We start from the raw sequence: 13,659 nt of genomic DNA, 5'->3' as shown, positions 1-13,659 counted from the left end.
GCGCGGCGATCAGCGGCGAGAGCGCGGCGGTGACGTCACCGATCCGCTACGACATCCATCATGTGACGCGCTTCGATTACGGCAATGCGGTCAAGTTCGCGCGCTGCAACCTGCGGCTGCGCCCGATCGACTGGCCCGGGCAGCGCGTGGAATCCTTCGCCCTGACGGTCGCGCCCGCGGGTCGCGTCCAGCCCGCGCGCGCCGAGGCGGGGCTCGCACATGTCGAGCGGCTGGTGATCGAGGAGCCGGTGCGCTCGCTGACGATCGAGAGCCGCGCGCGTGTGACGATCGCGCGCGACGTGCCCGTCCCCGCGGCGACGGACCCCAGCCTCGCCGAGGTTGCCACGCTCGCGCGCGGCGTCGCCGATCTCTCCGCGGCCGGTCCGGCGGCCTATCTCTACCCCTCGCCGCTGATCCCGCTCGATCCGGCGATCGCGGCCTATTGCCGCGAGGAACTCGACCCCGGGCGCAACGCGCTCGAGGCGGGGATCGCGCTGGCGCGGCGGATCCAGCGCGACTTCACCTTCGATCCCACCGCCACGCTGGTCGACACGCCGCCGCATCAGGCGTTTCGTCAGCGCCGCGGCGTCTGCCAGGATTTCGCGCAGGTGATGATCGCGGGGCTGCGCGGCTGCGGGCTGCCGGCGGCCTATGCCTCCGGCTATATCCGCACCCTGCCCCCGCCCGGCCAGGAGCGGCTGGTCGGCGCCGACGCCACCCATGCCTGGGTGCTGCTGTGGTGCGGGCCGGCGCGCGGCTGGATCGGGCTGGACCCGACCAACGGCATCTGGATGGCCAGCGACCATGTGCTGGTCGCGATCGGGCGCGATTACGCCGAGATCGCGCCGGTCGACGGCGTGGTGCTCGGCTCGGGCGCGCAGGCGATGCACGTCAGCGTCGACGTCGCGCCGCTGACGGACTGACGTCGAGGCTCAGCCGCGCCGGTCGAGCGTGGCGATGGCGTGCGCGGCGGCACGGCGCGCGGTGCCGGCGAGTTCCACCTCGCCCTCGGAGAAGCGCAGCCACCACTGCCCCAGCGCGGCGAAGCCGAGCGTCCCCGCGATCCCGGCGACGCGATGCGCCAGCGCCGCGATCGCGGCATCGTCGCGATCGTCGCGGACGCGTTCCAGCAGCCGCCGGAAACTGCGCAGCAGATCGCCGAAGGCGTGGCTGCCGAAGGTCGCCTCCAGCCGGTCGAGCGTCGCCAGCGTCTCGTCGCGACGCCACGCGCCGAGCGCGTCCGCGAGCGCCGCGGGCGAGGCCGCGCGGTCGACCGCGGCGTCATAGCCGGCGCCGCGCCAGTCGGTCGCCGCGATCCACTCGGCCGAGGCGAGCGCGACCACCGGCACCTGCGCCAGCTCGATCGCACCGGCGCGCAGCGTCGCGGCAGCGCGCCCGCCCTCGTCCACCGCACACAGGATCACCTCGGGGCGAAGCGCCGCCCCCGCCACGGGTGCGGCGGCGTGCCAGCCGATTTGCGCCAGCGCGCCCGCGATCCGATCGCGCTCGGTCGCGGGGGCGAGAATTAGGGCCAAGGGAGGACAATTGTCCGAACGCATTGAAACTCCGCCACTTTGGTCCAAAAACCGCTCGACTCAGCCGGCTTGGAAAGAGACGCTATATACCCATAAGAAGATAAGCATTTCAGAATGATCGAAGAGCAGGAGCGACAGCTGGGCGGCCGCGTCCTGGTGGCCGACGACCATCCGCTCACGCGCGAGGGGCTGGCGCTGGCGGCGCGCGCCGCGATGCCCGGCGTGACGGTCGTCGGCGCCGGATCGATCGGGGAGGCGGCGGAAGCCGCGCGGCGGGGCAGCTGGCGCATGATCCTGCTCGATCTCCAGCTCCCCGACGCGCACGGCTTCTCCGGCCTGCTGACCTTGCAGATGCACGCGCCGGTCGCGCGCGTGGTGGTGGTCAGCGCCAGCGAGGACTCGCATCTGGTCGAGGCGGCACGGGCGCTCGGCGCCGCGGGCTATCTGTTCAAGAGCCTGCCCCTCGACGCGCTGGCCGAGCGGCTGCGCCGGGTCGATGTCGGCCATGTCGCCTTCCCGCCGATCGATCCCTCGGCCGTCAACGTGGGCGACCTGAAGTCGCGGATCGACGCGCTGTCCCCGGCGCAGCGCGGGGTGCTGATCGCGCTCGCGGACGGTCGCTCGAACAAGCAGATCGCGCGCGATCTCGACGTCACCGAGGCGACGATCAAGGCGCATCTGACCGCGATCTTCCGCAAGCTGGGGGTCAGCAACCGCGCGCAGGCGCTGCTCGCGGTGCAGCCGCTGATGGGCGGGGCGCGGTGAGCGCCGAGGAGCGTCCGGCGCCTCCCTCGGCGCGGCGCTTCCTGCTGATCGCGGCGATGGTGCCGCTCTCGATCGTCGCGCTGATGGCGTGGACCGACGCCGAATATGCCCGCTCGGAACGGCTCTACGCCGCGGCGCTGCGCTCGTTCGATCGCGAGCGCGACCAACTGTCGCTGCTGTCTGCCCTCAAGGACGCGGAGACGGCGCAGCGCGGCTATCTGCTCACCGGCGATGCGGCCTATCTCGGCCCCTTGAGCCCCGCGCGCGCCACCGCGGCGCGGCTGCAGCGGATACCGGGGGTCGCCACCGCGGAGATCGCGGCGCTGGTGGAGGCCAAATTCGCCGAGCTGGATCGCACGCTCGCGCTGGCACGCGCCGGCGACCGCACCGCCGCGCGCGCGGCCGTCGCGGCGGGGGAGGGACGGCGGCTGATGGACCGGCTGCGCGCGGCGGTGGCGCGCGCGCGCCACACCAGCCGCGCGCAGGTCACCGCGCAGCGCATCGCCTTCGCCGAGCGGCGCGCGGAGTTGCGCCGACTGCTGCAAGCCTCCGGTGTGTTGCTGACGATCGCGCTGGCGGTGACGCTGCGCTCGCTGTGGCAGTCGCGCCGCGCCGCCTATGACGGCGCGCTCGCGGCCTATGAGGGCGCCGAGCGTAACGCCGCGGTGCTGCGCAGCACCAGCGACGCGCTGATGATCCTCAATCCCAGCGGCACGATCGAGCAGGTCAACGCCGCCGCGGCCGAGCTGATCGGCGCCCCCGCGGCCGAGCTGGAGCGCCGCGACGTCGCCACCGTGCTCGAGCTGGCGGAGGGGAGCGGCGACTTCCACCGCCGCATCGGCCTGCGCGACGGTCGACTCGCGCGCAGCTTCCTGCCCGGCCGGCGCGTGCGGCGGCGCGACGGCAGCGAGGTGTCGGTCGACGTCGCGATCGGGGTGATGCGCGTGCCCAGCGGCGACCATCTCGTCCTGTCGCTCCGCGACGTGTCCGAGCGCGCCCGCGTGGAACGCGCCAAGGACGAGCTGATCTCCACCGTCAGCCACGAGTTGCGCACGCCGCTCACCTCGGTGGTCGGCGCGCTGGCGCTGCTGCGCGGCGGCACCGTCGAGGAATTGTCGCCGCAGGCGGCGCGACTGGTCGACATCGCCGACGGCAACGCGCGACGGCTGATCCGGCTCATCAACGACATGCTCGACATCGACCGCATCGAGTCGGGCCAACTCGCGATGGCGCGCGTCCCGCTCGACCTGCGCGCCGTCGCTGCCGACGCGGTACGCGACGGCGAAGGGCTGGCGCGCAGCCGCGGCATCACATTGGTCCCGGCGCCCGGTCCGGTGCCGCTGACCGTGGCGGGCGACGCGGGGCGGCTGCTCCAGGTGGTGACCAACCTGCTCTCCAACGCGGTCCACGCCTCTCCCCCGGGCAGCGAGATCCGGCTCGTCACCGCCGCGCTGGAGGGGCGCGCGCGGCTGTGCGTCGAGGATCGCGGTGGCGGCATCCCCGACTCGCTGCGCGAGCGTTTGTTCGAGCGGTTCCAGTCACACCGGACGCCCGGCCAGGCGGTGGGCACCGGGCTGGGCCTCGCCATCGCGCGCGAGATCGTGTGGCGCCACGACGGCGCGATCTGGTTCGAGGATCGCGACGGCGGCGGGACGCGCTTCGTGATCGAGCTGCCGCTCGCCGCGGCGAGCGCGGTCGAGGCGGCGCCCGCGATGGCTGGCGATCGCCCGCTGGTGCTCCACGTCGACGACGATCCCGACGTGCGCGAGACGGTCGCCGCCGCGCTCGCGGAGACCGCGCGTGTGATCGCTGCTCCCAGCCTGGACCGGGCGCGTGCGCTGCTGCGCGAACGCGCCCCCGCGCTCGCGATCCTCGACATGCAGGTGGTCGACGGTCACGGGCCGGAGCTGATCCCCGACCTCATCGATGCGGAGGGCGCGCCGATCCCCGTCATCATCTTCTCCGGGCAGCAGATCCCCGCCCCCCTCGCGGCGCGCGCCGATGTGGTGCTGACCAAGGGGCGCCACTCGCTCCCCGATCTCGCCGCCACCGCGCGGCGGCTGCTCGCGACGCGCGCGACGACCGCGCCGCCGACCGTCGGGCCTAAAGCTTGATCGCCCCGCTCCATCTGCTGTTCGTCGACGACGATCCCGACATCCGCACGATCGTCGAACTCGCGCTGGGGCTCGACCCGACGATCGCGCTCCACGCCGCCGCCTCGGCGCGCGAGGCGCTGGCGCTCGCCGCGGCGAGCCGGTTCGACGCGGCGCTGCTCGACGTGACGATGCCCGACATGGACGGACCCGCGCTGTTCACCGCGTTGCGCGCCTATGCGCCGCGGCTGCCGGTGATCTTCATGACCGCGCACGGCCGCGACCATGAGGTCGCCGCGCTGCGCACGCTCGGCGCCGCGGGAGTGATCGTCAAGCCGTTCGAGCCGCTGTCGCTCGCCGCCGAGCTGCGCGCGCTGCTCGGCACGGCGCCGCTCAGCGGGTGAGCGTCGCCTCCCAGCGCGCGATCGCACCGGCGAGCTGACGCGTGCTGAGCGGGGCGGCGAACTCGATCGCGAAACTGTCGCCGCGGTCCCAGGCGAGCCGGCCCCGCACCGCGAGCATCGCGTCGATCACCACCTCCAGCGCGTCGCCCGGCGCGCCGGGCAGCGCGCCCGCGACGCGGATCCCGCCCAGCCCGAGATCGATCGCGCGGCACTCGCTCAGCCCCGCACCGGTCACCAGCTCGACCGGCCCTTCATAGCCGAACCGCGGGCTGCGCGGGGTCGCCTCCGCCGCGCGCACCAGCTCCTCCGCCGGCGTGTCGACGAACGTGAGCCCGACCGCGCGGTCGCTCACCCAGCACACTTCCGCCGCGCGGAGCGGCAGGCCGCGCGTCTCGATCTGCACCGCCGTGCCCACCGGGGGCGGCGCGTCCAGCTCGATCCCCACGCCGCCGGGGGAAAGGTTGCGTACCGTACAGACGCGCTGCCCGCCCGCGACCAGCAAGCGACCGAGCGCGTAGAGCGTGCGCTGTCGCGGCGCGGCGCGCTGCTCCGCCTCGGCGGGGGGCTGGACCAGGATCCCGACCGCCTCGTCGTTCGCCGCATCACGGACCGCTCGCGTCATCATCCTCGTGTCCCCAAGAGCGCGCCGACACTGTCGCGATCGAACTTCATCCGCAGCGTCAGATACGGCCCGCGCCGCGTATACCGATCCTGCCCGAAGTCACGATCACGATAGCCGCTGACATTATAGCCCGCGCTGATCCACAGGTCACGCGCCGGCGACACGCCCAGGCTCGGCCCTGCGCTGAACGCCAGCGTGTGGCTGGTGATGCCATGCTGTGCCGATCCCTGGACGCCGATGTCGAACCGCCCGCCCAGGTCGCGCCGCACCTCGGCGCCCACCACCTGGGTCAGCCCGGTGTAATCGTCCGCGCCGAAGCTGCCGCGCACCCATTTGATGCCGTGGTACAGCGTCAACTCGATCCCGTGCCCCTCGCCCTCGGCGCCCGAGCGATAGTTGAGCGCGGCATTGTTGACCGCGCGCAGCGTCGCCTGGAACGCGCCCGCGCCGGCGGCGACGCCGAGGACGTTGCGATCGGTCACGCCCGCGTCGGCGCGGTCGCGGCGGAGCTGGAACCGCTCCAGCAGCGACCAGCGGCTGTCGAGCGGACGCCACGCCAGCGCGATGTCGCCGGACAGCGACGAGGCGCGCTGCGCGGGCGACTGGTCGATCGTGTACCAGCGCAGCCCGGCCGCGATCGTGCGCCCCTCTCCCAGCGAGCGCAGCAGGTTGCTGGTCAGGCCGAGGCGATCCCCCGCGTCGCTCGCGCGATATTCCGCGCGCCCGTTCCACGACCAGCGATCGGCGCGATAGGTCGCCCCGAGCGTCATCGCGGCATAATCGGTGCCCGCCGCGTCCTGGATCGACGCGCCGCTGATCCCGCCCGACTGGAAGGCGTTGACCGCGGCGCCCGCGGGAACGCTGCCGCGCAGCGTGCTGCTCGCGTCGAGCGTGGCGTCGACGATCCAGCGCCGGCCGAGCGGCAGCGACTGGCTCAGCCCATATTGCGCATAGACGCGCCCCGCCTCCTCGCCGCCGACCGCCTGCTGGTTGACCGTGCTCATCAGCTTGGCGCCCGACCAGGGCGCGACGTCGAAGCCGACCCGCGCGGTGCGCGCGCTATAGGTCGCGCCCTCGGCGATCTCATAGCCGCCGATCAGCCGCACCGTCGGCGCGATGCGATAGCCCGCGGTGAGCTGGTGGCGCACCGGGAAGTCGACGCTGGCCTTGTCGCCGCCGGGCGCGACCTGGGTCTGGCCCGCGAGCGTCAGCTTGCCGTCGAGCACCGCCTGGGTGCCGCCGAGCGTGAGCAGCCGCGAGTCGCGCTCGGCGCCGTCGATGCCGCGATCGGTCGCCAGCTGCGCACCCGCATAGAGCGTGCCGCGCTCGCGCCGCCATTCCAGCCGCGTGTCGATCGCGGTGCGCCGCCCCGGGCCGTCGAGCTGCTGCTGGTACCAGCCGGTCGCGGTGAGCGCGAGCCGTGGGTCGAGCTGCAGCCGCCCGTCGAGCCCGACGCGGCGCGTCCCCGCCTCCACCACATTCTGCTGCGACACGCCGAAGGCGCGGTCCTGCTGGCGGGCGTAGACGAGCAGATCGGCGCGGGCGCCGTGATGCTCCGCCTCCGCGAGAAAGGCCTGGCCGACCCGAAGCCCGCCGCGCCCGCCGCTGGCCGCCTCGGCGCGCACTTCGGTCGCCGCGCCGGCGCGCGCGCGCACGTCGACCGCGAGCACGTCCGCGGTGGCGGTGGTCTCGTCGTGGAGCGCGGTGGCGCCGAGCTCGACCGCGCCGCGCGCCAGCTTCACCGCGGCACGTCCGCCCGCCACCATCTTCCGGCCGCTGCCATAGGTCTCGTAATCGACCACCACGAACACCGGGTTGAGCGCGGCGTCGCGCGTCAGCACCGGCTCGCGGAAGCGGATCGTCCCCGCCGCGGTGTCGATGTCATAGTCGAGGTGGCGCGTCATCTGGGTGGTGGCGATGATCCGCTCGGGGCGGAACCGGTCGCGCACCTCGATGCGCAGCTTGTCGCTGTTGGGCACGATGTCGCGCGCGGCCAGCCGATAGGGACCGCTCAGCCCGTTGCCGGGGATCTCGTCGCGCGCGTAGCGCTCGTCGGTGTGCGCGGCGAAGGCGCTGAACTGGAGCCGCTCGCCGTCATATTCGGCCTTGAGCCCGTTGAGCGTGCGGCTGTAGCGGCCCAGCCGGGTCGCGGTCAGCCCGGTCTCATAGTCGCCGAACAGAGCGTAGAATTCGCGCCGCTCCAGCCGCAGGTACAATTTACGGTCGGTCGCCGCGTCATAGCCCTGACGCGTGCCGTCGCCGTAGACGGTGTAATAGCGATCGGGATCGATCGTGCCGAGCAGGCCGCGGCTGCGGTCGCGGCGGCGGTCGCTGTCATAGGCGATCGTCGCGAGCCAGGATCCGCGCACCCGCCCCTTGGCGTAGAGCGCGAGCTGGCCGTCGCGCACCACCCCGCCGCGCACGCCGCGCGGCAGCACGCCACTGTTCCGGCGCAACACGTCATAGCCGAAGGTGCCCGCGCCGAAGCCGACGACGGTCCAGTTGCGCGCCGGCGCGGCGAGCCAGCCGGTCAGGTCGATCGTCCGCCGCGATTGCCGGTCCGCCAGCTCGACATGCGCGCGCACCGCGCCGCCCTGCATCGTCGGCTCCAGCGCGACGAAGGCATAGCCGTCGTCGCCCACCACCTGCGCGCTGTGCGTGCCGCCGTCGGCGACCTGGCGCCGCTCCTGCGCGAGCGCGACATCCTCCGCGACCGCGTAAGGCGCGTCGACCCGGACCGTCAGCAGCGTGCCCGCGCGCACCGGCCGGCCCTGCCCGTCGGTGGCGCGCAGCGCGAGCAGCGGCCGCGTCAGGCCATCCGCGATCAGCCGGCTCTTCTCCGCCACCGCGACCACCTGCGCGGGCGCGCCCGCGACATGGACGCGGCGGGTCAGCGTACCCACCACCGCGCCCGACGCGTCGAGCACGCGCGCGACCAAATCGTTGTCGCCGGGCGCCACCGGCACGCCGCTCCAGCGCGCGATCGCGATCGTCCCGGCGGGATCGGTGTCAGTGCCGTCATAGGCGATCGGGTCGCTCGGCTGGCCGTTGATCGTCAGCGCGACGCGCTGGCCGGGGCGATGCTTGATGACGACGCGAACCGCGGGCGCGCGCGGGTTATGCTCCGGCTCGGGGAAGAGAAAGGCGATGCCGGGCTGCTGCCCCGCGAACCAGTCGCGCCCCGCCCCCGCGGCCGCGCCGTCGGCGAGCACCGGCACCGGCAGCGCGGCGCTGGCCGCGGCGACGACCCCGGTGGGGCGAAGCTGGAAGTCGACGCGCTTGACCAGGCCGCCGTCGCTCTCGACGAAGCGCGACGCGGCGCTGCCGGCCTGGCGCGTGTCCGCGTCGCACGCGACCGGGGCATGGCTGGCGGGCACCGAATCGCGATCGAGCGCGACGACGTGGCGGCCGGCGCGCACGCCCTCGAAATGGTACAGGCCGTCCTTGTCGGTAACGACATAGGTACCGTCCTCCAGCAGCAGCCGGATCCCCGGCACGCCGCGCCGCCCCGCGACGGGGTCGGCGCAATCGCCCTCGGTGACGCGTCCGATCACGGTGAAGCCGTCGCTGAACAGCAGCGGGCGGATCCGCACCGCCGCGGCCGCCTCGTTGCCGGTGACCCCCGCGCTGGCGCTGGCGAGCACACGGTTGAGCGTCTCGCCGGGCTTGGCGCCCGCGGCGATCGTGACGGTATAGCGCAGCTCCACCGTCGCGTGCGCGGCGAGCTCGGGCACCGCGAAGCGCAGCTGGCGGCCGTCGGGCGCGAGCTCGGGCTCGGCGATGCCGCGGGTCGAGCCGCGCTGGTAGCGCAGGCCGGCGGGCAGCAGGTCGGTCAGGCTGATCGACCGCGCCGCGGTGTCGCCGCGGTTGGTCACGGCGATGCGATATTGCACCGGATCGCCGGGCGAGGCCTCGCGCGTCGAGGCGGTCTTGCTCAACAGCAGCACGGTGTCGCCGGTGCGATCGAGCGGGATGTCGGAATAGAAGGGATCGGGGGTGGAGATGGTGAAGCCCGCGCCGAACGAGGCGTCGTTGATCATGAAGGGGCGCCCCGCCGGGTCGAGCAGCTCGGCGAGTTGCGCGCGATCGCGCGTCGACGGCGCGACATAGGCGCCGGGCGGGACGACGCGCAGGTGGTAGGTACCCGGCGCCACCAGCGGGAAGCGGTAATTGCCCGTGCTGAACTGATAGGCGCGCCCGCTCGCGTCATGCGCCGAGCCGCCGCTGACGACGGTGGCGGGATAGCTGCTGACGCCGTCGTCGCCGAACACCTGCGCGGGCCGGCCGTCGGCGTCGAGCAGGGTCACCTCCGCGCCGTCGATCAGCGCGCCGGTGGCGGAATCGAACACGAAGCCTGCGGGATCGACCAGCACCGCGGCCTCGGAGGGCATGCTCAGCGCATTGCCCGCATAGGCCATGCGGATGAAGGCGCCGCGGCGGCGCGTCGGGTCGCAGGCGGCGAGCTCCGAACGCGTCCCGCCCCCCGGCACGCCGCCCGCGAACACGCCCGTGTTCGGCCCGGTCTCGAGCAGCGGCAGCTTGACGGTGCGCGCGTCGGTGGTGACGTCGATCCAGTCGGTCTCGCGCACGGCCGGATCATGGTTGTCGGCCGCGGCGTCGAGCACGATGATCATCGGCTGCTTGGTGTCGATCGTGCGCAGCGGCGCGGCGCGTGCCAGATCGGCGGCGTCGATCGGCGCGGGCATGAACGGCGCCTGCGAGTCGGGCTCGCAGCGCATCCCGGTGAGCGAATAGCCGATCGGCAGCAGGCGGAAGCTGAGCGAGCTGGGGCGCCTGGTGCGGTCCACCGCCAGCGACACGGTGTTCGAGCTGACCGTCTGCCGCGCGCCGGCCGCGCCGAAACTGAGCTGCGCGGTGTTGCTCACCTGCGCCACCTGCGCGCCCGCGCCCGACGCCAGCGCGGCGAGCGCGCACAGCGTCGCCGCCGCGAACGCGCGCAGCGGGGTGACGAGGGAGAGAGCGGACGTTCCGGGCATGCAGGGTCCCTGCCCGGCGCGCGGGACGCGCCGGGGGGTGAGCGGGGCCGGCGCGCTCGGCGCGCCGGTGATGGGGGCAGGAGGATCCCGGCCTAGTCGATCGTCACCTTGAACGAGGCGGCGACCGAGCCACCCCCGCTGACGTCGCCGACATTGGCGATCACCTTCTTGGCGACTCCGTCGAACGAGGCGGTGAGGCCGTCGGTCTCGGTGGCGTCGTCGGCGTCGTCATCCTCGGTCGATCCGTTGACGACGCAGGCGATGCCGAGCGCGCCGGGGGTACCGATCGAGATCGAGCCGGGCACATAGGTGGTGTGCGCCGGGATGTTGTCGCTCAGCGACACGCCGCTCGCGCCCGCGGTCAGCGTCGCATTGTTGACGCGCAGGCAATATTCCACGGTCGCGCCGGGGATCGCCTTGGGGATGGCGGAGCCCAGCCCGTCGGCCAGCACGCGCGCCGACTTGGCGACCGTCAGCGCGACGTTGTTCACCGCGACGTGATAGCCCGAGTAAGCGCGGCCCTGGCCGTTGCGCGCGATGTCGCCGAGCAGCGCACCGTCGCTGTCGTCGTCGGCGAAGACGATGTCGACCGTGTTGTCGGCGCCGATCAGGTTGAGGTCGGTGGCGAGCAGGATCGACCCCTGCGTCCCCGCCTGGCCGCCCGCCGCCGCGATCACGTGGAGCGAGTCATAGGCATATTGCGCACCCGCCTGATTGGGCACGTTGCCGACGATGAAGACGGTGACCGACGCGTCGGGGGCCAGCTCGTCGATATAGGTCTGGGTATCGACGCCGGCGTCGTAGCGGCCGTTGCCGTTCGAATCGACGTAGGCGCGCAGGCTCGTCAGGTCGAAATTGTCGCTCCCCGGGAACAGGCCGAGCGAGATGTTCTGCTGATCGGGATCGAGCAGGAAGTCCTGCACGTCATTGGTCAGGTTGGTGACGCGGAAGGTGGTGACCGCGTTCTGGTCGTTGAGATTGACCGCGGTCGGCCCGGTCTGCGCGGTGACGACGGTGAAGTTCACCTTCTTGTCGACCACGAACGACGCGGTCGTCGAGGTGGTCGACTGGTTGGTGCCGTTGACCGAATAGGTCACCGACGCGGTGTTGTCGATGCGCGTGCCCGCGGTGGTCAGCTGCGCCGCCGAGGTCTGCGCGTGCGCCGCGCCGGCGATGCCGACGCCGGCTGTGCCGGCCAGCAGCACGGCGATGGCCCGTCTCACGAACATGTCTTGTCCTTCCTGTTACGAACGTGGTGGTGGGAGATCATTTGAGCGCGGCCTGGAACGCGAACTCGCCCCGCGCCCCCGGCGCGAGCGGCCGCGCGAGGCGCCAGCGCACATGGGTGACGTCATCCGCCGCGGCGGCGCGCGTGCCCCCCGCCGCGGCGACGGTCAGCCGGTCGAGCGTGGCGTAGTGCCGCCCGTCGACCGACACGTCGGGCGCGGGCGACCCCGCCATCGGCGCGCGATAGGCGACGCCCTGCGGCACCGGATTGTCGAACACGATATCGCTGAGCGGCTGCGCACCGGTGTTGCGATAGCTCAGCACGAACACGACCCGGTCGCCCGGCACCGCGCGCCGCGCGGGAACCAGCGCGACGCGCGTCGTGCCGTCGGCGGCGCGCTGCTTGCTCTCGACGAGCACCTTCGAGCTCACCTCGAGCGGGCCGGCGGCGGTGGCGGGCGCGGCGATCGCGGCGCCGAGCAGCAGGAGCGAACGGATCATCATAGCTTTCCTCACAGGATGATGGCCTTGAAGCGGATGGTGCGGGTCGCGCCCGCGGGCATGTCGCCGAGCGCGACGCGAACCGCGGCGCCGTCGAGCCGGCCGGGATCGGCGTCGGTCGCGTCGCTGACGGGCTGGTCGTCGAGCGTGATGCTGCCCGCGACGAAGCGCGTGCCCTCGGGCACCGCGTCGCTGACCTCGACCGCGGGGCAATCGCGCGCGAAGCGCGCGACGAGCGTGTAGGTCACCACCGAGCCGACCATCGCGCGCGTGCTGCCGTCGGGCGCGACGACCGACTGCGCCTTGTCGAGCCGCGCCGCCGCGGTCTCGGCGACGAGGCGGCTGGTGGCGCTGGCGCGCGCGCTGGTGGTGCCGACCACCGCGTCGCTGCCCGCGGGGCCAGCGGCGGGGAGAAGCGTGCCCGGCGCGCCGGTCCCCGCGCGGGCGGTCGCGGTGGCGGTGACGGTGCCGGCGACGGTAGCGCCCGCGACCAGCACGAAGACGCGCGCGCTGGCCCCCGGCGCCAGCGTCACCGCGGCGTCGCCGCGATCGATCGCGGGATCGTAGCGGCCGTCGCCATCGACGTCGGGGACGATCGCGCCGACCGTCGCGCCCGCCGCGTCGACCGCCGCGGTCAGATCATAGGTCGCGGGCGCGTTGCCGCGATTGGTGACGGTGAAGGCGACGGGCAGCGTCGCCGCGGCGTTCAGCGCCACGCTCGCCACCTCGGCGACGAGCGCCACGTCGACCACCGCGTCGACCGCGACGGTGACGGTGTTGCTGTCGATCGCGCGCGGCGTGTCGCCGGCGACCGTCATGCGCGCGGTGTTGACGATCTGCGTCCCCGCCGGCGTCCCCGCACGCGCGGCGCCAGCGAGCGACACCATCGTCGCCGCGATCACCGCCATCCGTGCAGACCACCGAAGCCCGGCCGCCATCGAACCCTCCGCCGCTCGCCCCATGCGAGTGTTCGAGGACGATCAGCGGTCGGTCTGGTTAAGCAGGTCCTAGCGACGTCGTTTCACTAACCGCGATTTCGACCTAAGTATGAGGAACCAAAAGGAGAGTCCGCCCAGTACGGGGAGGCGTGCGGCACGCGCGGCGAGCGGCTCTTGCTTTACGTCAAGGCCGCGCACAGCATCGCGCGGCGCGGATGTCACGCCGCGCGCACGACGTCACCGGGGGGTGGAGTGATGACCGAGGCGCCCGCGATCCTGGTCGGCTGGAAGCGCGACCGCACGCGCCACGGCTTCGTGGTGACGCTGCAGCTGGCCCGCTCGGCGGAAGACGTACGGCGGCAGGATTATGAGCGGGTCAGCCTGGTGGTGAACGACCGCCAGCTGCGCTCGCTCACGCGCGATCTGGTCCGCGCGCTCGACGACCGCGGGCTCGACACCTTCCACCGCCCGACCGGCTGGCGTCGCTGGACCGCGCTGCTGCGCAAGGGGGCGCGCAGGTAGCGAGAGGCGCCCTCGCGGGGGAGGATCTAACAGCAGGGAGCGTCGCGCCGACGCG

General features: G+C 73.3%; 11 protein-coding genes. 5 read left to right on the top strand and 6 right to left on the bottom strand.

Annotation, left to right across the window (positions count from 1 at the left end; genetic code table 11):
* Window positions 1–41 precede the first annotated feature (41 nt).
* Window positions 42–923 (top strand): transglutaminase family protein, encoded by an 882-nt coding sequence (locus EV292_RS09990; RefSeq protein ID WP_132909418.1) that lies wholly within the window; start codon window positions 42–44, stop codon window positions 921–923.
* A 9-nt stretch (window positions 924–932) separates the two neighbouring features.
* On the opposite strand, the gene EV292_RS09985 is transcribed toward EV292_RS09990, so the two are convergent.
* Window positions 933–1,535, bottom strand: a complete 603-nt coding sequence (locus tag EV292_RS09985) for a hypothetical protein (RefSeq protein ID WP_132909058.1) — start codon at window positions 1,533–1,535, stop codon at window positions 933–935.
* A 114-nt stretch (window positions 1,536–1,649) separates the two neighbouring features.
* Here EV292_RS09985 and EV292_RS09980 point away from each other — a divergent pair, with 114 nt between their 5' ends.
* From EV292_RS09980 to EV292_RS09970, 3 genes are read left to right on the top strand one after another with little or no spacing between them, the layout of a single operon-like run.
* Window positions 1,650–2,300, top strand: coding sequence for a response regulator transcription factor (locus EV292_RS09980; protein ID WP_132909057.1), 651 nt, complete (start codon window positions 1,650–1,652; stop codon window positions 2,298–2,300).
* The gene (locus EV292_RS09975) at window positions 2,297–4,414 is read left to right on the top strand and encodes an ATP-binding protein (RefSeq protein WP_132909056.1); all 2,118 of its coding nucleotides are present in this window, start codon (window positions 2,297–2,299) and stop codon (window positions 4,412–4,414) included. The genes EV292_RS09980 and EV292_RS09975 overlap by 4 nt, the downstream gene beginning before the upstream one ends.
* Window positions 4,411–4,797, top strand: a complete 387-nt coding sequence (locus tag EV292_RS09970; protein WP_132909055.1) for a response regulator — start codon at window positions 4,411–4,413, stop codon at window positions 4,795–4,797. The genes EV292_RS09975 and EV292_RS09970 overlap by 4 nt, the downstream gene beginning before the upstream one ends.
* Here the strand turns inward: EV292_RS09970 and EV292_RS09965 are convergent.
* The 5 genes from EV292_RS09965 to EV292_RS09945 form a co-directional block, all read right to left on the bottom strand.
* Window positions 4,787–5,422, bottom strand: coding sequence for a PilZ domain-containing protein (locus EV292_RS09965; protein WP_132909054.1), 636 nt, complete (start codon window positions 5,420–5,422; stop codon window positions 4,787–4,789). The two genes, EV292_RS09970 and EV292_RS09965, sit on opposite strands and share 11 nt — an antisense overlap.
* Window positions 5,419–10,416, bottom strand: a complete 4,998-nt coding sequence (locus EV292_RS09960) for a hypothetical protein (RefSeq protein WP_243693708.1) — start codon at window positions 10,414–10,416, stop codon at window positions 5,419–5,421. The genes EV292_RS09965 and EV292_RS09960 overlap by 4 nt, the downstream gene beginning before the upstream one ends.
* 92 nt (window positions 10,417–10,508) lie before the next feature.
* Window positions 10,509–11,645, bottom strand: a complete 1,137-nt coding sequence (locus EV292_RS09955; protein WP_132909053.1) for a hypothetical protein — start codon at window positions 11,643–11,645, stop codon at window positions 10,509–10,511.
* A gap of 37 nt (window positions 11,646–11,682) precedes the next feature.
* On the bottom strand, window positions 11,683–12,144 hold the full coding sequence (locus EV292_RS09950; protein WP_243693707.1) for a hypothetical protein: 462 nt from the start codon (window positions 12,142–12,144) through the stop codon (window positions 11,683–11,685).
* 11 nt (window positions 12,145–12,155) lie between these two features.
* A complete protein-coding gene (locus EV292_RS09945; protein ID WP_132909051.1) occupies window positions 12,156–13,082 on the bottom strand; it encodes a hypothetical protein in 927 nt (308 codons plus the stop codon).
* A 255-nt stretch (window positions 13,083–13,337) separates the two neighbouring features.
* On the opposite strand from EV292_RS09945, the gene EV292_RS09940 reads away from it, so the two are divergent.
* Window positions 13,338–13,604: a hypothetical protein gene (locus tag EV292_RS09940; protein ID WP_132909050.1), complete on the top strand. Its 267-nt coding sequence runs from the start codon at window positions 13,338–13,340 to the stop codon at window positions 13,602–13,604.
* Window positions 13,605–13,659 lie beyond the last annotated feature (55 nt).

Origin of the sequence: Sphingomonas sp. BK235, assembly GCF_004345855.1 — a bacterium.
Classification (GTDB): Bacteria; Pseudomonadota; Alphaproteobacteria; order Sphingomonadales; family Sphingomonadaceae; genus Sphingomonas.
Note: the sequence above shows the minus strand (reverse complement) of the source record. Positions and strands in the feature narration are given on the sequence as shown.